Raw genomic sequence first — 23202 nt, 5'->3', positions numbered from 1 at the left:
CAAGTGTCGTTTAAAATTGTGGTAATTGGTACTTCTTTAGGCGGATTATCAGCATTGAAAATTGTCTTGGGGAATTTACCGGTAGACTTCCCTGTGCCGATCGCGATCGTACAACATCGTCACAAAGAGTCTAACAACACACTCCAGGATTTATTACAAGAATCCACCTTGTTGAAAATTCGAGAAGTGGAAGACAAGGACGAAATACTACCGGGGCATATCTACCTAGCCCCAGCAGATTACCACTTACTGGTTGAACCAGGTCACTTTGCTCTTTCGACTGATGAACCTGTTTCTTATGCCAGACCATCTATTGATGTGCTATTTGAGTCGGCAGCCGATGTCTACACCGAGCAAGTTATTGGTGTAATATTGACAGGAGCAAACCAAGATGGTATGCAAGGTTTTAAGAAAATAAAAGCGCGGGGAGGAATTACTATTGTACAAGAACCTGCCACAGCGGAGAGCGACATTATGCCAGAGGCCGCAATTTCTGCTGTTGCAGTAGACTGGATTTTGACACTCTCAAACATTGCTTCCCAGATGGTCAAGCTTTGTCAATCATCACAGAAATAAACCGATGCAGATGGAACCCAAAGTCAACATCCTCCTAGTAGATGATAAGCTGGAAAATTTGCTGGCACTAGAGGCAATCCTAGAAAAACTAGGGGAGAATCTCGTGAGAGCTACTTCTGGGGAAGAAGCTTTGAGGTGTCTGCTGCATCAAGATTTTGCAGTGATTTTGCTGGATGTGCAAATGCCAGGGATGGATGGCTTTGAAACTGCTACCTTAATTCGCAATCGGGGGCGATCGCGTCATACTCCAATTATCTTTCTTACCGCCTTTAGCACCAGCGACCAAATGCTGTTTAAAGGTTATGCCTTGGGTGCTGTTGATTATCTGCTCAAACCACTAGACCCTAATATCTTGACTTCTAAAGTCACAGTATTCGTAGAACTATTTAAGAAAACAGAAGCCGTCAAGCAACAAACAGCGCAGTTGGTAGCTGTGAATACCGAACTCAGGCAAAGTGAAGAACGATTCCGATCGCTAAGTACCTGCTCACCCGTTGGCATTTTTGAAACTGATACTGAAGGCGACTGTAAATATACTAATCCCCGTTATCAGGCAATTTGTGGCTTGAAAGCGTCGGAGAGTTTAGAAAAGAAATGGCTGGAATCTGTTCATCCAGAAGACAAAGAACGAGCGATCGCTAGTTGGTCTGCTTACATCTGTGAAGGTCGGGAATACTTAGAAGAATTTCGCTTTCAAGCTGCTCACGGTAACATTCGTTGGGTTCAGGTTCGCTCATCACCGATGCTTTCCAGTCAAGGAGACTTGTTGGGTTATGTAGGCACTCTCGAAGATATTACCGAACGGAAGCAAGCAGAAGAAGTTCGCGCTCAAGTGATTCGCGAACAAACGGCAAGACAGGAAGCAGAAGCTGCGAATCGGATGAAAGATGAGTTTCTAGCTGTTCTCTCCCACGAACTCCGCACGCCTCTAACCTCAATGCTCGGCTGGTCAAAAATTCTCCGCGCCAAGAAACTTGACGAAAAAGCCACTTCCCGCGCTTTGGAGGCGATCGAACGCAATGCCATATCTCAGATGCAACTAATTGAGGACATCTTGGACGTATCTCGGATTATCCGTGGTCAGTTGCGGTTAAACGTCTCGGCAGTGAATCTAATCTCAGTGATGGAGGCAGCTTTAGAGGCAGTGCGTCCCCTAGCAGAGCCAAAAGATATTCAATTAAGTACTGTGCTGGATACTTCGATCGGGTCAGTCTATGGCGATCCAGCCCGTTTACAGCAAATTGTCTGGAACCTACTAACTAATGCTATAAAGTTTACCCCTAAAGGTGGTAGGGTGGAAGTCAGGCTGTCAAAGCATTTTGGATTGCCGATTTCAGACTTTCCTGCGGAACGCTACGCGAACGGTGTGAGTTCTACTTCCACAAGCTTCAGTACAACCCAATCGAACGATTTTGGATTTGAATCTCATAGTGAAAATTTAGACTCTTCAAACACTGAAGAAAGCAATAATCTAAAATCCGTCTTGGAAAATTCTGATGGTCGGGAGCCGAACCTGAAACTTTCCGCAAAATCTCAAAATTCAAAATCTCAGTACGCCCAAATTCAAGTTATCGATACAGGCATTGGTATCAGTTCCGAATTTTTACCCAAAGTATTTGAGCGTTTTCGGCAAGCAGACAGCACCACAACGCGATCGCACAATGGATTAGGACTAGGATTAGCGATCGTCCGTCATCTAGTAGAACTACACAAGGGGACAATTTTTGCCCAAAGTTTAGGCACTGGGCAAGGAGCAACCTTTACTGTAAGATTACCACTCTTACAAGACAATAGAGGAAATAGAGAAGCAACAGGAAAAATTTCTTCCTCTTTAGCATCTACCCCCCTTACTGGATTAAGAGTTTTAGTTGTAGATGATGAAGCAGATACCCGTAACTTTCTCAGTTTTATGTTTGAGGAGTATGGGGCTTTTGTCATTGCGGTAGCATCGGTTGATGAAGCACTTGCAGTACTTGAACAAGCAAAACCAGATATCCTGATTAGCGACATCGGTATGTCAGAGCAAGATGGTTATACACTAATTAGGAAACTGCGCTCTCTAGAACCAGAAAAAGGTGGACGCATCCCCGCGATCGCTTTAACAGCATACACGCGAGAGGAAGACCGCTTGGAAGCGCTAAGAGCAGGGTTTCAGAAGCATTTATCTAAGCCGATAGACCCCAATAAGTTGATTTCTGCGGTTGTCAATGTATTAGAACTGTCTATTGAAGTTCCAGTGAGTTGATTTGGCCTGGGAGTCGGAGGAGGGGAGCAGGGGAGCAGGGAAGAAATTACATTAAGTTTTTCCCCTCTGCCTCTTATGCCCAATCCCCAATTAAGACGAAGTTAAGGCATGTTTTTTCAGTTCGTCTAGAGAAACCATTTCTAAAGCTCTAGCATGGGTTGCTGAAAGTATGACGGGTGGAGCAACGCCAGCTTCTAGAGCTTCTTGCCAGCGAGAAGCACACAAACACCAGCGATCGCCAGGCTTCAATCCAGGAAAATTAAAATCAGGAACAGCTGTGCTGAGGTCGTTCCCCTGCGATTTGGTGAACTCCAGGAATTCTGATGTCACTTGGGCACATACCACATGCGACCCGAAATCCTGACCACCTGTACGACAAAAACCGTCGCGGTGAAACCCAGTCATGGGAGAAGTACAGCAAACCTCTAGGTTTCCATCGATTACATTTTTAGCGTCTGTCATCGTTAATTCGTTGTACTTGATTTTTCCACTTGATATAAGCTTATATTTATTGTCAATTCCCTGGTTAAATAAAAATCGCGATCGCTAATTAATTCCCAAAAGCAGGGAATGCTAAAATTACTTATCTCAAAATCGTTAAAAATAAATTTCTCAGCAGAATATTTAAGAGCGATCGCTCTCAGTTTAAATAAAAAATAAAACCCCTAGCTAACTACCAGGGGTAATGCAAGTCAGTACTTTTCGCATGGAATGTATCCTACTCACATACCATAGCAACCCTCTAATTTAGAGATATGCCATTTTGCCAAACAAAAAAAGCCCTCAGTGGTAAGCTGAGGGTTAATTTTTTAGAATAGCGGTAATATACAAACTTATTATTCCCAGAGAAGAAAGCAAATAATACTTGTAGCCTCCAACATCAGAATTTCTTGTTCCCTTTTCTACGAAAGGCTACGCGAATAGAGGGTTACTTCCATTCAGCAATCGTAGATATAAAATCAGACACCGATTCTAAAGAGAGATATAACCAGATACAGCAGTTTTCTTTTGCATGAGGTACAAAGTCACTGGTTTTGAGGCAGGAGGCAGGAGGCAGGAGGGAGAAGAATAATTTGATTTGTGAATCCTTCCTTGGTTCTGTACCTCATTTAGCTGCAAACTGCTGTATGTGATGTCACATATAAAGATAACTTCGGCGTATTCCTGCCTCGTTGTTTGCTTTTAAATAAGCAAACCTGATAACTAGCATCAGGTTTACTGAAGTAATAAAAGTTGATTAAAAATTGTAAAGCATTGTAAAGTAGATTCACAGGCAAAGACTTTACCGCCTGATTCATAAATAACTAACCGCACTTATAAAACAATGACAGCAACCTTACAACGTCGCGAAAGCGCCAACGTATGGGATCGATTCTGCGAATGGATCACCAGCACCAACAACCGCATATACATCGGTTGGTTCGGCGTAGTAATGATTCCAACCTTGCTAGCCGCTACCGCTTGCTTCGTAATCGCCTTCATCGCCGCTCCTCCAGTAGACATAGATGGTATTCGCGAACCTGTTGCAGGTTCCTTAATCTACGGAAACAACATCATCTCTGGTGCAGTTGTTCCTTCCTCCAACGCTATCGGTTTACACTTCTACCCAATTTGGGAAGCAGCTTCTCTTGATGAGTGGTTGTACAACGGCGGTCCTTACCAATTGGTAATTTTCCACTTCCTGATTGGCATATTCTGCTACATGGGTCGTGAATGGGAATTATCCTACCGCTTAGGTATGCGTCCTTGGATTGCGATCGCATATTCTGCTCCAGTAGCAGCAGCAAGTGCAGTATTCTTGGTATACCCCATCGGACAAGGATCATTCTCTGATGGTATGCCTTTGGGAATAAGCGGAACATTCAACTTCATGATCGTGTTCCAAGCAGAACACAACATCTTGATGCACCCCTTCCACCAATTAGGTGTAGCAGGTGTATTCGGCGGAAGTTTGTTCAGTGCAATGCACGGTTCTTTGGTTACATCTTCCTTGGTTCGTGAAACAACTGAAACCGAGTCTCTTAACTACGGTTACAAATTCGGTCAAGAAGAAGAAACCTACAACATCGTTGCGGCTCACGGCTACTTCGGTCGTTTAATCTTCCAATACGCTTCTTTCAACAACAGCCGTTCACTGCACTTCTTCTTAGCAGCATGGCCTGTAATCGGAATCTGGTTTACCGCCTTGGGTGTAAGCANCAATGGCGTTCAACTTGAACGGTTTCAACTTCAACCAATCAATCATTGACTCTGAAGGTCGTGTGATTGCAACTTGGGCGGATGTAATCAACCGCGCTAACCTGGGTATGGAAGTAATGCACGAGCGTAACGCTCACAACTTCCCTCTAGATTTGGCTGCTGGCGATTTTGCTCCTGTAGCTCTAACCGCTCCTGCTATCAACGGTTAATTCTGAAGTTTAGCTAAATCAAAAAGCGCTCTCCGTAAAAGGAGAGCGCTTTTTGTTTTAATGTATAGGAATTACAAGTTGTTTTAACCCTAAAACATGAACATGCTCTTCCACTACCTCAAGACTCTCGACTTTAAATTTATAGATAATATCATGTCCGCATAATTAGTTATGATTCCTACAGTCATTGCACCCCACCCCCAACCCCCTGGGAGACAAAGCGCAGCTTTGGCGGGGTGGGGTTCTTGGGGTTTAATAAGTAATCAAGCGGACATGATATAATTGCCGTCTCAATTAGAACTTCTTTCAGGAACTCAGCTATTTCATCCTTCAGTACATATCTCTTCAACATTTATATAATTTATATAATTTAGAACTTACGCATTGACAAAGACAGCCAACTGTGGATTACCTCTCATTACAAGGCAGAGCCTTGTAATGCTCTTATGGGAGGCTCTGCCTAGAGTCAAACAAGTAGGCAGCAGCCCACCTTGATCGCATTCCCAGGCACAGCCTGGGAACGAGGCAGGGTAAGACTTTTAGTTTAACAAGCTGACTATTCACATAATAATCAATGTGTAAAGTGCGTAAGTTCTATAATTAGCCCTTTCAAGGTGGTGAAATTTGGAACGAAGATTGGTTATTTTAACGTTCAGAAAGCCCAAAATCTGAGCCGAGGATTCAAGATGGTAGGGCTGAAACAACGTATGTTCATTTGTCACCTTGAAAGGGCTAGTCCTATAATTTAAAGATCAAAACCGTTGAATTTTATTTCTTCTACTTTCAAATAGTATTGCTGTGGTAAAGCCGTAGTCAATGCTTCTATGCTGACAGTTTTTATAGATTGTAATAAATTAATCAGGATTTTTAGTATTAAATATTCGGCAAGTCCAAGTTCCTGTTTCAGGTGTTTTTCGTAGAATTCAGGCAATTTTATCATTAAATAATGCTTATTGCGAATTAAGGCTCTTTGTTGTTTGCTCATAAATTGCCACATTCATTAGTATGTAGGCATTTCAGGCTATTTTATCTTCCCCCTAGCTGTGCAAGTGATATTTTCTTAGTGTAAACTATCAGACATATTTTACACTGCGAGATTTGCATAAATATTGAACCGACATGTACCTTTGTAGGAAGTCTCTTTAAATACAGACCAATTTTTTATCCCTAAATATCAAAGAGCTTATACATAAAATTCTGAATCAGTAAAAGATTGAATCGTAAAAAACAAATTTTCCAAAAAGAATTAATAATTATTTTAGATTTAAACTCATTAAATTTAGTACAGAATAAAAACTTTTATCACATAACCACTAATGCTATTTTCTGAAAATGAAAGCCAAAGGGGTTTTAATTTCCTTTTCTCTAAAAATCCCAATCCGATGTGGGTCTATAACCAGAATAATCTGCAATTCTTAGATGTAAATGAAGCTGCTGTTTTTCACTACGGCTACTCACGAGAAGAGTTCTTGCAAATGCGAATAACTGACATTCGCCCTTCAGAAGATGTGCCTCTCTTGCTTGAATATTTACGACAAAAGCATTCTAGCTTGGACTTTACTGGGCGATGGCGACATCAGCGAAAAGATGGACAGATTATTGATGTTGAAATTTTCACACAGACAATAGACTATGGAAGTTATAAGGCTCGCTTAGTTCATATACGAGATATCACAGAACACAAACAAATAGAAAGAACTCTTCAACAAAGTGAAGCTAGATTTCGAGTTATTTCTGAAGCTATTCCTGTTCCATTCATTATTTCGCGTGTGTCTGATGGGTTAATTTTAGACGCTAATACAGAGTTGCTTCAAACATTTCAGTTTTCTCCAGAGTATTTAGTTAATCGCAAAAAAATTGTAGATTTGTATCATAATCTTACAGATTTAGAAGCACTGTTAAAAGTTCTTAATCAGCAAGGTTTTATTCATAATTATGAACTGCAATTAAAAAAAGCAGATGGAACTCGTTTTTGGGCGATCGCTTCTTTACAATATTTAGTTTTTAACAATGAGTCAGCCATTTTAACAGTATTTAATGATATTAATGATCGCAAAAATGCCGAAACCAAACTTCAAGAACAAAATGAGTTTTTGCGGATAATTTTTGAGAATATACCATTGATGATTGCCCTGGTCAATGCCAATGGTAAACTCCAGTGGGTGAACCAAGAATGGGAAAATATTCTCGGTTGGAAATTTCAAGATTTCCAAACTCGTGATGTTTTGGAAGCACTATACCCTAATCCTGAATATCGACAGTATGTAATTAGTTATATGCAGTCTGCACAACGCAATTGGGGTGACTTTAAAACTCAGGTGCGCGATGGTCGTTTATTGGATACGTCTTGGACTAATGTTTACCTTTCAAATGGTCAAATTATCGGTATTGGGCAAGACATCACAGAACGTAAGCAAACTGAACTAGCTCTAAAAGCCCAAGCCGAGCGGGAGCAATTGATGCGAACTGTTGCTCAACGGATTCGTCAATCTTTGAATCTTCAAGATATTCTCAATGCAACAGTTCAAGAAGTGCGAGATTTACTTGGGGTTGATCGAGTAGTAGTTTATCAGTTTGACTCAGAGATGATCGGCACAATTATGGCGGAATCAGTGGAACCTGGATGGACGGTTTCTTTAGGTGTAGAGATTCCTGATACGTGTTTTCAAACAGGTGCAGGATTGGAATATTATCAGGGACGCAAACGAGCGATCGCTAATATTTATGAAGCTGGACTAACTGATTGCCATATTCGCCTGTTAGAACAATTTGAGGTGAAAGCAAATTTAGTTGTGCCAATTTTACTAGAAGTAAGCTCTCAAAACCCTGGCTCTCACATTTGGGGTTTACTGATTGCTCACCAATGCTCTAGTTTTCGTGAGTGGGAAGAAAATCAATTAGATTTGCTCGATCAAGTGACAGTCCAATTAGCGATCGCCATTCAACAATCCAGCATCTTAGCGCAAGCTCAAACAGAACTTGTTCAAAGACAAAAAGCTCAAATAAAGTTAAAAACAGCCTTAGCTGAAAAAGAAGTTCTTTTAAAAGAAGTTCATCATCGAGTTAAAAATAATTTGCAAATTGTTTCTAGTTTATTACAACTTCAGTCTCAAACACTCAAAGATCCAGAAATAATCAAAGTTCTTCGAGAAAGTCAAAATCGAATTGAGTCAATATCTCTAATTCACAAAAATTTATATACTTCCGCTAATATCGGACAAATTGATGTCGCTGACTATATCAGTAATTTAGCAGCCAGCTTGCTCATTTCCTATCAAATATGCCCTGGTAAAATTTCTCTAGAAACTGATATAGATTCAGTAAGCTTGAATGTCGATCAAGCTATTGCCTGTGGATTGGTGATTAACGAATTAATCTCCAATGCCCTCAAACACGCTTTTCCCAATCAACAAGTAGGCACAATTAGTATTGCTTTACACAACGTTGGCAATAGTATCGAGATGACTATCCGAGATAATGGGATTGGTTTACCAGATAATTTAGATTGGAGAAACACTGATTCTTTGGGTCTGTCGTTAGTCCATGACTTGGTTACAGAACAACTAGAAGGCGATATTACTCTAGAACGCGATCGTGGAACAGTATTCAAAATAAAATTTACGCAGTTAACTTTGCATTAATAAATATCAAATGGGTCAAGCTAGGATTTTAGTTGTTGAAGATGAAGTGATTGTGGCTAGAACTATTGCTAGTCAACTCAGTCAATTAGGATACATTGTTACGGGTACAGCTTCATCTGGAAAAGTTGCCATTGCCAAGGCATCGGAAACTCAACCAGAACTAGTATTAATGGATATTATTCTTAAAGGTGATATGGACGGTATTACTACCGCCAGTCAAATTCGCGAGCAGTTAGATGTACCTGTAATTTATTTAACCGCTTATGGCGACGATCATACTTTAGAAAGAGCCAAAATTACCCAGCCTTTTGGATACATAGTTAAACCATTTACTACAAAAGATTTAAAAATTGCGATCGAGATTGGTCTTTTAAAACACCAGTTAGAACGTGAACTCCGGGAGAATCGAGATCAGTTAGCAACCCTTTTAAACTCAATGAGTGATGCTGTAATTGCCGCAAATGAGCAGGGAAAAATAACATTTATGAATCCTGCGGCTGAGACGCTGACTGGCTGGCAGCAAAAAGATGCTTTAGGAAATGAGGCTGCGAGGATTTTTCATATTGTCAATGAAGTTACAGAGGCTACATTAGAAAATCCTGTGACAAAAGTACTGCGTGAGCAACAGGTTGTTTATTTAGGGGAATTCACATCTCTGATTACAAAAAATGGCAAAAGAGTTCCCATTGGCGATAGTGCTTCACCACTGAAGCGAGGAACTGACCAGATAAATGGTGTAGTAGTTGTTTTTTGGGATCTTAGCGAACGACGGCAAACAAAATTGCTAGAGCAAGCATTAGAAAAAGAGCAAGAACTTAACCGTCTCAAGTCCCTATTTATCTCTACTGTATCTCATGAGTTCCGTAATCCCCTGACTGTTGTTCAAACGGCAGTAGAACTCATAGAAATGCAAGGAGCAAAGTTGACAGATACAAAAAGAGGTATCTATTTGAAGCGAATTCAAGGAGCTGTGCAATCTATGGAAAAGCTCATGGAGGAGGTGCTATTTATGGGTCGAGCGGAAGCAGAAAAACTCATATACAACCCTGTTGCCCTTAACCTGGAGCAATTTTGTCGAGAGTTAATCGAAGATTTTTCGATTGTTGAAAACAGCGTATGTGAAATTATTTTTACCTGTGATAGTGAGAATACATCCGCTGTGATGGATGAAGGACTCTTACATTACCTATTTGGAAATCTGCTCTCAAATGCGGTTAAATATTCTCCCCAAGGTGGCAAAATTCAATTTGATTTAATATGCGACCCCATTGAGAAAGTAGCAACTTTTTATATTCAAGATCGAGGTATGGGCATTCCCGAAGCAGACCAAGCTCGACTTTTTGAATCATTCTACCGAGCCTCAAATGTCAAATCCATTCAGGGTACTGGATTGGGCTTAGTAATTGTTAAAAGATGCGTTGATGCTCATCAGGGTCAAATCAGTGTCACAAGTGAAGTTGGAATTGGTACTAAATTTACAGTAATTTTGCCCTTAAATTCTGAATCATGAGTTATAAATTCTTCTTCAACTCACATCCTGATTTTTGTCGCCAACTTGGGTTTGGTAGTGGCGCCATTTTTCTTGCTGACGCGCTCTTTTCTCCTCGGTGAGGCTATCAAAACAATAGGGACAGGAGATACCTTGCTCATATTTGGGAGACGCTTTATCTTCCTCAGAAATCGGACGCCCACAACAGAGGCACAACTCATAACTTCCTTTCTCCAACCCGTGACTAACGGCTACCCGCTCATCAAAAACAAAACATTCTCCTTCCCATAAACTTTCTTGTGTTGGAACTTCCTGCAAATACTTAAGAATACCGCCTTTGAGATGAAAAACTTCTCCAAAGCCTTGGGCAAGCATGAAGGATGAAGCTTTTTCACAGCGAATGCCGCCTGTACAAAACAGAGCAACCTTTTTGTGTTTAGTTGGGTCGAGATGGTGGCGCACATAATCAGGAAATTCGCGGAATGATTCAGTTTGGGGATTTTCTGCCCCTTGGAAAGTACCGATATTCACCTCATAATCATTGCGGGTGTCAATCACGGTTACTTCTGGATTGGAAATTAAATCATTCCATTCTTGAGGATTGACATAGATACCAACTTGCTCGTTTGGGTCAATTTCTGGCAACCCCAAAGTAACAATTTCTTGCTTCAACCGCACCTTCATCCGCTCAAAAGGTGGGGTTTCGGTATAGGACTCTTTGGATTCTAAGTCTGCTAGACGGGGGTCAGAACGTAGAAACCAGAGAACTGAGTCAATGGCCTGACGCGAACCGGCAATTGTACCGTTAATCCCTTCAAGTGCCAGCAAAATCGTCCCCTTGACACCTTGCGCTTGGCAGTAAGACAGCAGAGGATCTCGTTTCTCGGTAAAATCTGGCAGCCTAACAAATTTATACAGTGCTGCAACAACTTGAATATTTTCTGGCTTCATCCCTTTGGTAATAGAACAATATAAGTTACAATAACAACGGTAATCAAAGTTATCTACTATTTTAATTTTATGGGGGTTTAGCTCAGTTGGTAGAGCGCCTGCTTTGCAAGCAGGATGTCAGCGGTTCGAGTCCGCTAACCTCCATTGGAAATGTTTGATTAAAATGTGCAATGCTTGCGGTAAATGCTCACCTACGCACATTCAAATCAATTAAAACCCCATTCATTATCAAAAAATGGGATTATTTTCCCTTGTTAGGCAAGGGGTTCGGGGAGAAGAAATTATGGTATTGCATTCATTGCACCAATTCAAAGCCGTGCTTAGTTAGAAGAATCTCTGGATAAGGAGGTAAATTCTGACTTGACAGCACTCAGGTAATTTTGAACGATCAAAATTTGACTTATCTATACTTAGGGGGTTATTTGGAAAAGCGTCCATTGGGGTTAGTGGCAATTGTTCTGTACAAATCATTTGCCGCCTTGCTGCTTATGGTTACTGCGATCGCTTTATTATTGACATTAAAAAATTATCAAACTCTAGAGGCGTTTTCAAAAAATTATGTTTTAGAAAGTAAATCGATAATTATTGATTGGCTTTTAAAAAAAGTTGTTAACTTAAATCCTAGAACTCTAGCATTTAGCGGCATCGGAACAGGAATCTATGCTATTGTTACTGCTATTGAAGCTGTTGGTTTATGGTACGAAAAGCGTTGGGCACATGTCTTGGTACTGGGACTTGTCAGTATCAGTATTCCACCAGAGATTTATGAATTGATTCAGGGAATATCTCTGATAAAAATATTCGTTTTTTTGTTGAATTTAGCAGTGTTTGGCTATCTATTCCGAAATTTTCCTAAACATCCAAACTAAGTTTTTGATAAGAATAAAGGTAGGAGGAAGAAAGCTACTTGAAATGTTTGACGACAAGAGGCTACGGGTTTACGCAAAACCAAGACCCCACGTTGTACAATCGCTAGAAATACAATCTGGAGAGCAACTTGCCTAGATCGATTCAGTCTACTCAACCACCACTAAAATTTATTCCTCAACGGTTGAATCCGCTGGTACTCCATATTGTTCGGTGGTTACTGCCGATCGCACTACGGTTTCGTACTCGCCCTTGGCTACCAGCTGGGATTGTCAAAGTTGAAGCTCAGAATGTTGAGGTATTAGCTGAACTCTATCAACAATTCCAGGCTGGAAAAATTCGCTTTTTGTTGGCATTTCGCCACCCAGAGGTGGAAGATCCTCTTTGTATGCTGTATTTGCTTTCCCGCATTGTGCCACAGGTTGCTCGTCAGGAAGGTATTACACTAAAATCCCTGGTTCATAGCTATTTTCTCTATGACCGGGGTATGACGGTTTGGGCTGGAGATTGGCTAGGTTGGCTGTTTTCACGGGTGGGGGGTGTGCCGATTCATCGCGGTAGACGACTAGATCGGCAAGCTATTCAAACAGCACGAGAGTTGTTTGCTAATGGCGAACTACCGATCGCAGTGGCACCGGAAGGAGGTAATAATGGTCATAGTGGTATTGTTAGCCCACTGGAACCCGGCGTTGCTCAAATGGGGTTCTGGTGTGTAGAAGACTTACAAAAAGCCAACCGGACTGAGACTGTGCTCGTTGTGCCGATCGCTATCGAGTATCGCTACGTTGAGCCACCTTGGTCTAAACTGGATTGGCTGTTGAGCAAATTGGAAGCTGATAGTGGCTTGTCGGCAATGGAAGTTGATCGGGGCGGTGGCGAAGATATCTACTATCAACGCCTCTGTAGGTTAGCTGAATATCTCATTACCGAGATGGAAGAGTTTTATCGTCGCTTCTATCATCAAGACATCCCAAAAACCATCTCAACTGATGAACCTGCTACTCCTAATCAGGTGTTGATTGCCCGACTTTACCGCTTACTAGATAAGGCTTTACAAGTTGCCGAACAATATTTTGGAGTTCAAGCACAGGGAAATTTTATTGACCGCTGTCGCCGCTTGGAAGAGGCTGGTTGGAGTTACATTTACCGAGAAGATTTACCAGATATTAATGCTTTAGCACCCTTCAAACGCGGTTTAGCAGACTGGATTGCAGAAGAAGCTGACTTGCGAATGCGGCACATGCGGATAGTGGAAAGTTTTGTTGCAGTCACAGCTACTTATATTCAGGAACAACCAACGGCAGAACGGTTTGCGGAAACAGCTTTGCTTGTATTCGATATGCTTTCTCGAATTCAGGATACAACGCTTCCGGGACGACCTCGGTTAGGTTTGCGACAGGCACAAATCACTGTGGGAGAGCCAATTTCAGTTACAGAACGCTTCAGAAATTGTCAGGGCGATCGCCAAGCGTCTAGACAGGCTGTGAGCGATTTGACAAAAGATTTGCAAATCGCTTTAGAGAAGATGATTAGATAACGGAAATTTAAGACTTTTTCGCTCGAATTTTGTCAAATATTGCACCTTCATCAAAAAATTTCTTTTGAATTTCGTCCCATCCTCCTAAATCTTGAGCTTTGAAGATCGTTTTAATTTTAGGAAATTTGCCTTCCGTTTCTTTTGTAACAGTCATGTTAACGGGACGAAATCCTAATTTGGTAAACTCTCGTTGCGACTGTGGGGTGTAAAGAAATTTGATAAATGCTTCGGCAATCGGGCGAGTACCATGTTTATCAACATTTTTATCTACAACAGCAACAGGATTAATGTGTTAGCGGAGCTTAACGAAGTTATCGCTTACAAATTTTTTAACACAAAAATAAGGATTCCAAGTTTTAAGAGCGGGCACTTTATCCTTGAAAAGCTGCCATCTTATCCTTTAAGTGACAACAGTTTTGAGTAGCTAGATTTTAATAATGGAGCTAAGCGGATTCGAACCGCTGACCCCCTCAATGCCATTGAGGTGCGCTACCAACTGCGCTATAACCCCAGAACCTTTAGTAGGTAAGCTTTTAAAGCTTACTAATTAGTTAATATAAACTGCATTAACTTAACTATTATGCAAGTTTATGCAAGTTAAGTCAAGACAACTATATTAAGTTATATACCAGCTAGTATGTCTACTTCAGCTTGATGTGCCTTAATTTCAACAATCACCGTATTTTCAGCAGTGTCAGCTAAATCTTAGACAAGTATTTCTTATTTGTATTGAACAAAAGTCTAGAAAATCTTAATCTTAAATGAGCTTTCAAGGCTTCAATTCCAACTTTCATGACTATCACGCTCTTGAATAAGAATAGTCATTTGATGGTCAAAAGAGCCTTATATAGCAATTCCGCTCCCTTGTACTACAGATGACTAGAAGCTGAAACCCTTATATAGATTAACTTTTAAAGTGGCTCAGGTCGGAGTTGAACCAACGACCCCAGGCTTATGAGTCCCGTGCTCTAACCAACTGAGCTACTGAGCCATGTCTTTCCAAATCATCAACTATGATAGCATAGAAAATTGCATAAGACTAGCCCCTTTTGCAATTTTGTTATAAGTTCCATCCCTATTGAGTCAATACAAAGTAGAAGAGGGAGAGAAGCTCCCTCAACTAACAAGGTAATAATTTAGTTACAGACAGCCAATTATATGCGTTCCGGTAACATAGCTATTGGGTTAACAGCACCCTTGCCTGATGGATGGATTTCAAAGTGGGTGTGTGGCCCAGTACTGTGACCAGTGGTACCCATTAAAGCAATTGTTTCTCCCTGATGTACTGCCTGACCAGGTTGCACCAGAATCTTGCTGTTATGAGCATAGCGAGTCGTGCTGCCATCAGGATGGCGGATTTCGACGAGGTTGCCGTAGCCACCATTGTTCCAGCCAGCTTTTTGTATCGTCCCCTCAGCAGAAGCGACAACTGGTGTGCCAGTGGAGTTAGCAACGTCAATTCCTTTGTGCATTCTACCCCAGCGCCAGCCATAGCCAGAAGTAAGGGTGCCCTTTGCTGGCCAGGTGTAAGCTAAGGTTGAGGAAGATGGAGGAGGTGTAAGTTCGTCAATGGGTCTAGGAAGATATTGATCCACTGCTGCCAAAGGTGGTAATACCTGTGGAGAAACTGTGGTTCCTCGCATCTTTCCTAAGGAGTCAGAGGCATTTACTCTTCCAGAAGGCGTTGCAACCCTTGTGGCAGATTGAGTACGAGAGGGAGTCCACTGGCTAGCAGAACCTAGATTAGGCAAGAATTCTGGGTTTACTGCTTCGGTAGGGCGTACAGTAGTACGGAATTGGGACTTAATTGGCTGAACGCTATAGTTAGCCCGAATCGGTGTCGGAACTGGAATTGGTATTGCTACACTATTTGGTCTAGATGCAGGGTTAGGTACACTGAAATTATTGGGCGTAGAAATAGGAGTGAGCATAGCAGCATTATTTGCTTCGATCGCTGCTGCTGGCACAACTAAATTACCAGACTGTTGAGCGCGATATTTCTGCTGTAACCTCTGGATTTCCGCTTGTAAGCCCCGCAAACGGTCATTATTGTTATTATTTACCCTTGCTACCCTATTTGCTGGTGTCTTAGGCTGTTGCATTTCGGCAAAAGCTTGTGGCACTGGAATGTCACCGCCGACGCCATAAGATTTAGCTGTAGGCAGGGGGGCAGGTTCTAATTCGGTTGCACTATTTGCCTGAATCTGTACAGTTACCGGTGTAGGGACGGCAACGCTACTGTTGTCGGCAATAGTTGGCGATGGTGAATTAGGTAGATATGAGTTAGCACTGCCAATATTCAAAGGGGAGGTAGCTACCTTTGGAGTTTTGCTAGACTCTACAAAAGTGGGCTGACTCGCTACAGTTGCCTCAACTTGAACAGCAGGAATTTGAACAGCAGGAGTTTGAACAGCAGGAATAACTAGTTTTTGACTAATTCGCAGTTCATTGGGATTATTGAGGTTATTTGCTTTAACTAGTTCTGATACTGAAGTATTGTATCTGCTGGCGATCGCTGCTAGCGTATCTCCAGGTTTAACTTCATAAGCTGTATGTGCCGAGGAGGCAATTACTATTGGCGCCGCTGGTACAGATGCACTTGTTTGTGTCTTCTGTTTTAACCTCGATATCAGGTTCGCTTGGCTTGCATCGTTAGAAGTGTCTGACTGGGCTGCTAATGCAGTCTTCTCAACTACAGTTGTCGGCTGCACCAATGCTATATCAGCTTGTGAGAAATTTTTGGTTTCTCCAGACTGCAACTGCGCCAGACTCTTTCTTAAACGGTTCGATTTTTCTTGTAAGCGATTTAGTGCGAACTCTTGTTGCGCCTTAAGTTGTGCATTTATTTCACTGTTACCTGCGGTTGACGTTGCCACTGTTTGTGGCTGGGCAGTTAGTGATGTATTTGTACTATCAACACCATCAGCACTATAGTCAGACAGCTTATTAACTGTTGGAAAACTAGTTTCGGCTAAGGTATTGTTCAATCCCTGTGCCATTTTGGGCTTCAGGTAGGTGGAATTTTTATAACCTGCTGTTGTTTGAGAAAACGTGTTTGATGCAGGAACTTGCAAAGATATTCCACTTGCCGCGACTTGCCATTTAGCTTCAAGCCCAGGCACTTGTGATACTGCCGTTGGTTCCACGATTACAGGATTTTCCGGCACGCTCGCTGATGAGACTGCTTGGGACTCCAGCTTTGTGGAGGCAAATTTCACCTCGGTGTCAGGAACAGCAGGAATCGCTGAAGTTGCCTTTTGGCTACCTACTGGCACCGCTGCTTGGGCTTGATCGCTTTGTCGAGTCACCAAAAGGCTGGTTGCTCCCATAGAGATTGCCAAGCCAATCATCGCCGCTTTTGTCCGCACCCGGCTGTTAACTTTTGGATTCATCACATTTAGCAGTTCTACCGGGGCATCATCGCTGCTAGGGGTATTGTTCAACACAGCTTTTACTCTCTTTTTCAATGCTCGTTTCAAAGACGACCTCCTATGATCACTAGCGCTTAATTAACCTCGATTTTTCAGTTGGATACTAGTCAATGATTTAGATCACAACAAATGATAGATCGAGATCACATTCACCAGAGATGCTTACGCAAGATTAACCTGCTTCTCTGATTTAGACAAGTTCACATCTGTTTGCAAAACTTAAATTTTGCTGTGTTTACTTGTCCGAACCACTCCTAACACCACTTAGGACGATTATTACTCTTTACCATTATCCGCTCTTGTCTTGCGTCAATCGCGGGGACTGGACAAGCTTATTTGCCAAGTCCAAGTCGCTGCTGAAAATTAAATTGCGGCGACTTCTGGAAAAGTTATGCCCCCTGCTGTAGATATCTTCAAGATATTTCTACCCCATCAGTCTTCTCAACACGAGACTTTACGTTGATTATTCCCTAAAAAACAACCGTATTAACTATCGGCTACTTTTGGGCTGATTTCTGTCCTTGATTGAGCAAAAATAGCTCAAATGTAATACATGACTGGATTTTAGCAATTTCGTTTCTAGTTTAGAATGTTTTAAATTCATCAAAATCTATCATTCAAATTTGGCAATATCCCAAGTTTCATATACAAATTTCTTATAATAACCTTACTATACTTGTAAGTATCTTCCACTACATTTTGCGAATAAACCCAATTTTTGGTATATTGTTTTACATATTCTTGCTGTCACCAAGAAAATTTTTGCAGTCACAAATAAATCGTCTAATAGGTTTCTGGAAAGCTCATAAGTAAATACACTTATAACCAGGAATGTAAGCAACTATTGTAAATAGCCTAACTGACGACGGGTTTCAAATAAACCTATTGCTACACTCACTGACAGATTCAAGCTGCGAACCCCCGGTTGGCTCATGGGAATATAGAGGGTAGCATCGCAATCTGACAGAATTTCTGGTGGTAAGCCCGTGGTTTCACTACCAAACAGTAGCCAATCATCAGGTTGAAACTGAAAGCTTACATAATTACAATTTCCATTAACCGTATAACCCAACCATCTGCCGCCACGCCTCTGATGTATGGTTTTAAAGGCTTCGAGGGATTCGTGATAGTGTAGTTTGACATAAGGCCAGTAATCTAAGCCGGCTCTTTTGAGGTAGCGATCGCTAATTTCAAATCCCAAAGGCCCCACCAAATGCAACTCTGTACCCGTAGCTGCACAAGTACGGGCAATATTACCTGTATTAGGAGGTATCTGCGGGTTAACTAAAACTACCTGAGGCATTATCCGTACAATTTACGTGTTGTATAAAACAATTTATTGTCAATGTTAAATCTACCAAAAGGTAGAGGCTATTCATAGGTTTTGTTAATAATAATCAAGCATCATCTATCGATTAGATTTTTAAAACGAAGTACAAACCATCCCAGAGCAATGCCTGAGAGGATATTTGGCTACAATCGGTAAATATTAAGTTTTGTGTAGAAAAAGTAAGTACTTGTGTCTTTTGGGGCTGGTAGTGCCTGCAATAAAATCTACCATTTGTATGAAGACGGGAGCTGGGAGTAGGAAGTAGGGGGATAAGGGGATAAACAAAGTGTTTTCTCAATGCCTAATCCCCAATGCCTGTTGAGTTAACCCAGCAGAGACGAACATAATTTGTCTTCGAGTTCGATTTCGCGCTCTTGGGTGGCGATAATAGCCTGAGTGATGACGCGGTGGCTGTCAAAACCGACTGCGTGTAATTGCAACCACTGTTGAGCTTCATTGCCTTCGCGGAGGATTTTGTGCAAAGGGGAAAGGAAACAGTTAAAACCTTGTTGCTTGGCGATCGCCCAAACATCTTGGTACATTTGAGCAATCCAATCTCTGGCTAAAATATTTCTACCATCTTGCCAATGCCTTAAATGAGCATCAAGACTACCAGCAGCAGCAGCAGCTTCGTTGTCAGCAGTCAGAGTAACAAGTTCTTCAGCAGAGAAAGTACTTTGGGTTAAGGGATCGATGCTGGGATTTTCGATTATTTGCAACAAACGCGCTTCTAATAAGGCAGTAATCGCCAGTAAGGCAATGGGATCTGTAACTAAATCACAAATTCGCAGTTCTAGGCGATTCAAGTCATAAGGACGGCGATCGCCATTTGGTCGCACCGATGCCCACAAATGCCGCACGTTTTGCATGGTTCCGGCAACGAGTTGCTCTTCTACCCACTGGATATGATCGGCGTGGCTGGCAAATAAGGGGACATGGCTAGGCGTTTGTGGGAAAACGCCCCAACGGGTAGAGTGATAGCCAGTAGTTTTGCCATCCAAGAAGGGAGATGAGGCGCTGAGGGCGAGAAATAGGGGCGCTTCCATACGGATGACTCGACACGCCCGCATTAATACTTCTGGATCGCTGATGCCGATATTGATGTGTACGCTAGCGGTAACTACTTTCGTGCCGTAGGTATTCTCAATGTAATCATGATAGGGGTTTGCTGGATCGGAACGGAGAAAGCGATCGCTCCCACCCAAAGATAAAGTACTCCCTGGTATTAAGGTGTAATCGCCCAAACGATTGAGGTAGTTTCGCAACTCCCGCCGAGGACGCAACAAAGCACACAATAAATTTTCGTAATTATGGGATGGTTGGGTTATGTACTCAACGTTGCGGCTATCTGGTTCGCGCATAAACCCATCCAAAGCCGCAACAATTTTGTCGGAGAGGCCGACGATTTCACCTTGAGGCGTGCCAGTGTACATCTCAATCTCAAAGCCTTTTAATAAGACCACCTTGTTCTCCTCGGCTCTCTCTACCTATAAATTGTATCGAACAAGACGAATCTCTGGATCTATCTTTAAGTCAATCAAAGGTTAAGAATCATTTAATTGCCAATCACCGCAAAATCAAGACAGTATATTTCTGGGCTGTTTTCTGATAAATTATTACTATTGGAGTATGAAAAATATCCTACCGTAGGTTAAGTACGGTACAAAATAAAATCATTGCGTGAATCACTCTCTTGAACAATATTGAGACGTATAAACTGCGCCCATACTTCATCACTAAGTAAGTTTAAAGCAGTTTCGGGATTGTTAATTGCGATCGCGCCGATAACTTTCCGCCATCCCTGTTGCAATTGCTCAATAAAAGCTTCTTCGACAGAAACTTGACTCAGCAACGAAAGTGCAGTTTTAAAACTTGCTGAATCACCTGATAAATTTTTCGATTTTAATCCCTGTAGTACTACATTCAACCATACAGGCAGAAGTTCCAACCAATTATTTTTCTCTATCCCTTTGAGTGCAATATCTTCCATACCTAACGCACCCCATACATATAAAGACTCTATTGCAAGTTTAGAATCGCGGTTTTGTAGAGGATTTTGCCATAATTTTTGAGCGTGATTTTGGAAGCGATTAGCGAGAAATTCATAAGCTTCCTGGACTTGAAGGGGAATTGTTACTTTATAAACTGACTCGCCTAGTGGTAGGTAATTGCCGCGATAAGATAGCCAGTTATGAGATCCGCAAAGATAGATTTCTCGATCAACTATTACTTCTTTGACATGGGAATCTCCCAACCAAAAAATCAGTACGGATGGTAAACCATCAGGTGTTTTTATCGCTCGAAGTTTTTTTTCTACTTCTGGTGGAATTGGTTTCTCTTCATCTTCTTGTCGCCGCGCAATTCCATATCCAATTAAAATCCATACTCCGCGATTAGCTAATTTCTGTAATAGAGTAAGAAATTTTTCATTGACAACTGCTTGATTCACGCGAGGAGAATAAATCAAAACTTGGCTTTTAGCCGAATTTAAAACTTCTAAAAAAGCTTGGCTAATTTGTCCATTTTGTAACTGAATGGCTTCACCTACTACTGATTTTTTATCAGATTTTGTAGTAGTTTTAATCGCTTTTGTGCGAATATTTTCGAGTCTAGATTCTATTTCAGTATTTTTCTGCTTGAGAATGGTTTCACGTTCACAATTGAGGGTTTCGTTTGACAATTTACATAATGTTTGCAAAGAGATTTTACCTTCAGCGTGTAGAACTTCTAACCAATTTGATGCTGACTCTAAAATTTGCTTTCCATTTCTTATTTGGATACTCAATTTATCTTCAAAGGCATCAAAGATAACGAAAAGCGATATCTTTAGCCAAATTTTTTGAGTCGAAGCTAGTACCTTGGAGGAAGTGACAATTTTTCCCTCTTCTGGAACATGAAGTGCTAAACCTGAAGCTTGAATACTTTTTTGGATTTCCTCAAGCGGTAAGGAAGCAATATCGGCAATTGTATTATCAATAGTTATAAAGTCTGCCAAATCAGGCAAATTTATTACTGTCTCATTTAAGGATTCAGATTGAAAAGTTATCTTGTCGCTTAAAGGGTCTGTAATAGCATAAATTTGTATAGGATATGGTGGCTGTGGTACAGACCCTTTTTCATAAAATAATCGACCTTCAGGAGTAACTGTTAGTGGCGATGTTGGTAATAGAGTTTGTAAGGAACGAAGAGTTGTAGTAGTAGTTTTAATAAATACAGAATCAAGCCCAAGTACAGAAGCTAATTCATCCTCTGTTGGCGGAGGTTGAAATTCAATAGCAGCACGGATGATAAATTCTTCGAGTACGTTAAACTGGCGTGGTTCTTTGATGCTAACTTCTACCGGAGTTTGACGCAAACTATAACGGAATTGACGCGCTGCTAAAACTGATAAACTAGAACTTTGCGCTTCAATTCCGTCTACAATATTTTTGAGATTGTCATCAATTGGTTTAGCAGAAGAGTCTAGAAACATCAACGTAACAAGATTGGATAATTCAATTTCTACAAATACTTGTAACCCATAAGGCAAAGTAATTCTATGCTTTCAACAACCCTTGACGACGACTAGACCACCAAGCAAATCCAGCACCAGTCACAAACATTAGCAGACCATAAATTGCCCCAGGAATAGCCATTGTAGGACTATTCAGCAGGGTAGGGGTAGAAGCGATCGCGATCGCTAGAGTCCCATTTTGAATTCCTACTTCTACTGTAATTGCCGTAACGCGTTTTTCTCCTAATCGGGTTAAAGTAGCGATCGCAAAACCTAAAGCCATTGCAACCACATTCAAAATTAGAGTTGCCCCACAATCGGCAACACGATCAACTGCGCCCAAACCAATCACCACCGCTTTCGGATAGATTACAACTCGCTTGAAGTCCTCTAGGGTCAAGGTTAACCCCATACCCAACATGATAATAAATAGAGCCAAGGGCAGAAAAACAGCCGTCAGAAAATTTGCTTCCATCCTTAACCCGCGTTGGTAACAATAAAAGTTCCTCTGGATTTTACCGTATTCCCGTTAAAATTCTAGTTATTGCTTGTGACAATCCATATAATTAACCACAGATAAACATAGATTCTCATAGAGGCGCACAGATGTACGCCCCTAAGCAAGCCTTATTTCATTCAAATGAAAATCGCTACAGCAGTCAGGCTTCATGGAAGAGGAGCGGTTTCTACCTCTTCTAAGGATGGTGGAGATTTAGAAGGACTAGCGCTACTTTCTGGTGTTGAAAGCTCATCATTTACAACTCCATCCCATGAATAATTGCAGATTTTAGTGCGAAGTAATGTACCAAATGTCAGGTTAATTACTACAGCGAAGGAATCGATAAAAATTAGATTCAAAAAGCGATCAATCATTAGACCCCCTTGAGCTAAATTAAGCATCAAGTGATACTTGCTTTCTTACTACACGTGCCACAATGTCTTTTCCAGAAATGCATGGTGTCTCATATCGTGTCCGGCTAAAGACTAGGGCGAACGCAGGGGGGGGTGGTTTGCGGAAAATCCCCATTTTAGTTAGGAGAATTCAAGCCATTGGGAGCTAGTCCTAGTCCAGTTCCCGCCGGACGAAATTCTTGGGCTTTTTCGTATACTTGAACCTCTATCCCTTGGCTTCTCAGTGCGATCGCAGCAGCTAAACCGCCTGGCCCAGCACCGACAATAGCAACTTTCTCTACTATGTGTTTGGATAATTTCTGAGTGAGATTTGTGTTCATAT

At 41.5% G+C, this 23202-nt stretch carries 15 protein-coding genes, 3 tRNA genes and 3 pseudogenes; 9 read left to right on the top strand and 12 right to left on the bottom strand.

All coding sequences use genetic code 11. The features are described 5' to 3' along the window. The first annotated feature begins 3 nt into the window (after positions 1 to 3). Both CDG76_RS23160 and CDG76_RS23155 read left to right on the top strand, forming a co-directional pair. A complete protein-coding gene (locus CDG76_RS23160; RefSeq protein ID WP_094351262.1) occupies positions 4 to 576 on the top strand; it encodes a chemotaxis protein CheB in 573 nt (190 codons plus the stop codon). A 4-nt stretch (positions 577 to 580) separates the two neighbouring features. Beyond that, the gene (locus tag CDG76_RS23155) at positions 581 to 2821 is read left to right on the top strand and encodes a hybrid sensor histidine kinase/response regulator (RefSeq protein WP_094351261.1); all 2241 of its coding nucleotides are present in this window, start codon (positions 581 to 583) and stop codon (positions 2819 to 2821) included. A 90-nt stretch (positions 2822 to 2911) separates the two neighbouring features. Here the strand turns inward: CDG76_RS23155 and CDG76_RS23150 are convergent, their stop codons facing one another. Beyond that, the gene (locus tag CDG76_RS23150; protein ID WP_094351260.1) at positions 2912 to 3283 is read right to left on the bottom strand and encodes a DUF2237 family protein; all 372 of its coding nucleotides are present in this window, start codon (positions 3281 to 3283) and stop codon (positions 2912 to 2914) included. An 862-nt stretch (positions 3284 to 4145) separates the two neighbouring features. Between CDG76_RS23150 and psbA the strand changes: the two are divergent. Next, positions 4146 to 5229, top strand: a pseudogene (gene psbA, locus CDG76_RS23145) (photosystem II q(b) protein). A gap of 755 nt (positions 5230 to 5984) precedes the next feature. Here the strand turns inward: psbA and CDG76_RS23140 are convergent. Next, positions 5985 to 6169, bottom strand: a pseudogene (locus CDG76_RS23140) (IS4 family transposase); the annotation flags it as partial. Positions 6170 to 6545: 376 nt separating this feature from the next. Between CDG76_RS23140 and CDG76_RS23135 the strand changes: the two are divergent. Together CDG76_RS23135 and CDG76_RS23130 are read left to right on the top strand one after the other, a co-directional pair. After that, entirely contained in the window at positions 6546 to 8870 is a 2325-nt protein-coding gene (locus tag CDG76_RS23135; RefSeq protein ID WP_094351258.1) for a PAS domain S-box protein, read from the top strand. Positions 8871 to 8880: 10 nt separating this feature from the next. Beyond that, complete coding sequence (locus CDG76_RS23130) at positions 8881 to 10380, top strand: hybrid sensor histidine kinase/response regulator (RefSeq protein WP_094351257.1); 1500 nt, start codon at positions 8881 to 8883, stop codon at positions 10378 to 10380. Positions 10381 to 10395: 15 nt separating this feature from the next. Here the strand turns inward: CDG76_RS23130 and trhO are convergent, their stop codons facing one another. Then, positions 10396 to 11310 (bottom strand): oxygen-dependent tRNA uridine(34) hydroxylase TrhO, encoded by a 915-nt coding sequence (trhO, locus tag CDG76_RS23125; RefSeq protein ID WP_094351256.1) that lies wholly within the window; start codon positions 11308 to 11310, stop codon positions 10396 to 10398. A gap of 71 nt (positions 11311 to 11381) precedes the next feature. Here trhO and CDG76_RS23120 point away from each other — a divergent pair. The 3 genes from CDG76_RS23120 (at position 11382) to CDG76_RS23110 (ending at position 13714) form a co-directional block, all read left to right on the top strand. Further along, positions 11382 to 11454 (top strand) — tRNA-Ala (locus CDG76_RS23120). 278 nt (positions 11455 to 11732) lie between these two features. Continuing rightward, positions 11733 to 12179, top strand: a complete 447-nt coding sequence (locus CDG76_RS23115; protein WP_094351495.1) for a DUF2127 domain-containing protein — start codon at positions 11733 to 11735, stop codon at positions 12177 to 12179. A 128-nt stretch (positions 12180 to 12307) separates the two neighbouring features. Beyond that, on the top strand, positions 12308 to 13714 hold the full coding sequence (locus CDG76_RS23110; RefSeq protein WP_094351255.1) for a 1-acyl-sn-glycerol-3-phosphate acyltransferase: 1407 nt from the start codon (positions 12308 to 12310) through the stop codon (positions 13712 to 13714). A 7-nt stretch (positions 13715 to 13721) separates the two neighbouring features. Here CDG76_RS23110 and CDG76_RS23105 read toward each other — a convergent pair. From CDG76_RS23105 to CDG76_RS23070, 8 genes and pseudogenes are all read right to left on the bottom strand, one after another. Beyond that, positions 13722 to 14000 (bottom strand): annotated as a pseudogene (locus CDG76_RS23105) (sulfate ABC transporter substrate-binding protein); the annotation flags it as partial. A gap of 152 nt (positions 14001 to 14152) precedes the next feature. Next, positions 14153 to 14225, bottom strand: a tRNA-Ala gene (locus CDG76_RS23100). A 406-nt stretch (positions 14226 to 14631) separates the two neighbouring features. Next, positions 14632 to 14705 (bottom strand) — tRNA-Met (locus CDG76_RS23095). 163 nt (positions 14706 to 14868) lie between these two features. Further along, the gene (locus CDG76_RS23090; protein WP_094351254.1) at positions 14869 to 17193 is read right to left on the bottom strand and encodes a peptidoglycan DD-metalloendopeptidase family protein; all 2325 of its coding nucleotides are present in this window, start codon (positions 17191 to 17193) and stop codon (positions 14869 to 14871) included. A gap of 793 nt (positions 17194 to 17986) precedes the next feature. Beyond that, entirely contained in the window at positions 17987 to 18448 is a 462-nt protein-coding gene (locus CDG76_RS23085; RefSeq protein WP_094351253.1) for a tRNA (cytidine(34)-2'-O)-methyltransferase, read from the bottom strand. 350 nt (positions 18449 to 18798) lie between these two features. Further along, on the bottom strand, positions 18799 to 19938 hold the full coding sequence (gene gshA / locus CDG76_RS23080; RefSeq protein ID WP_094351252.1) for a glutamate--cysteine ligase: 1140 nt from the start codon (positions 19936 to 19938) through the stop codon (positions 18799 to 18801). 188 nt (positions 19939 to 20126) lie between these two features. Beyond that, the gene (locus tag CDG76_RS23075; protein ID WP_094351494.1) at positions 20127 to 21947 is read right to left on the bottom strand and encodes a hypothetical protein; all 1821 of its coding nucleotides are present in this window, start codon (positions 21945 to 21947) and stop codon (positions 20127 to 20129) included. A 64-nt stretch (positions 21948 to 22011) separates the two neighbouring features. After that, on the bottom strand, positions 22012 to 22443 hold the full coding sequence (locus CDG76_RS23070) for a hypothetical protein (RefSeq protein ID WP_094351251.1): 432 nt from the start codon (positions 22441 to 22443) through the stop codon (positions 22012 to 22014). A 165-nt stretch (positions 22444 to 22608) separates the two neighbouring features. Here CDG76_RS23070 and CDG76_RS37585 point away from each other — a divergent pair, with 165 nt between their 5' ends. Next, the gene (locus tag CDG76_RS37585) at positions 22609 to 22746 is read left to right on the top strand and encodes a hypothetical protein (RefSeq protein ID WP_190240951.1); all 138 of its coding nucleotides are present in this window, start codon (positions 22609 to 22611) and stop codon (positions 22744 to 22746) included. Positions 22747 to 22996: 250 nt separating this feature from the next. Here CDG76_RS37585 and CDG76_RS23060 read toward each other — a convergent pair whose 3' ends face one another. Next, on the bottom strand, positions 22997 to 23200 hold the full coding sequence (locus tag CDG76_RS23060) for an NAD(P)-binding protein (protein ID WP_094351249.1): 204 nt from the start codon (positions 23198 to 23200) through the stop codon (positions 22997 to 22999). Positions 23201 to 23202: the final 2 nt, after the last annotated feature.

The sequence above is a fragment of the Nostoc sp. 'Peltigera membranacea cyanobiont' 210A genome (genome assembly GCF_002246015.1).
Lineage (GTDB): Bacteria > Cyanobacteriota > Cyanobacteriia > Cyanobacteriales > Nostocaceae > Nostoc.
Note: the sequence above shows the minus strand (reverse complement) of the source record. Positions and strands in the feature narration are given on the sequence as shown.

Coding starts and splice junctions, on each gene's coding strand:
- trhO (WP_094351256.1), bottom strand. CDS start 11,310: ATGAAGCCAGAAAATATTCAAGTTGTTGCAGCACTGTATAAATTTGTT.
- CDG76_RS23070 (WP_094351251.1), bottom strand. CDS start 22,443: ATGGAAGCAAATTTTCTGACGGCTGTTTTTCTGCCCTTGGCTCTATTT.
- CDG76_RS23155 (WP_094351261.1), top strand. CDS start 581: ATGCAGATGGAACCCAAAGTCAACATCCTCCTAGTAGATGATAAGCTG.
- CDG76_RS23135 (WP_094351258.1), top strand. CDS start 6,546: ATGCTATTTTCTGAAAATGAAAGCCAAAGGGGTTTTAATTTCCTTTTC.
- CDG76_RS37585 (WP_190240951.1), top strand. CDS start 22,609: ATGAAAATCGCTACAGCAGTCAGGCTTCATGGAAGAGGAGCGGTTTCT.
- CDG76_RS23075 (WP_094351494.1), bottom strand. CDS start 21,947: ATGTTTCTAGACTCTTCTGCTAAACCAATTGATGACAATCTCAAAAAT.
- CDG76_RS23060 (WP_094351249.1), bottom strand. CDS start 23,200: ATGAACACAAATCTCACTCAGAAATTATCCAAACACATAGTAGAGAAA.
- CDG76_RS23130 (WP_094351257.1), top strand. CDS start 8,881: ATGGGTCAAGCTAGGATTTTAGTTGTTGAAGATGAAGTGATTGTGGCT.
- CDG76_RS23085 (WP_094351253.1), bottom strand. CDS start 18,448: ATGCCTCAGGTAGTTTTAGTTAACCCGCAGATACCTCCTAATACAGGT.
- CDG76_RS23150 (WP_094351260.1), bottom strand. CDS start 3,283: ATGACAGACGCTAAAAATGTAATCGATGGAAACCTAGAGGTTTGCTGT.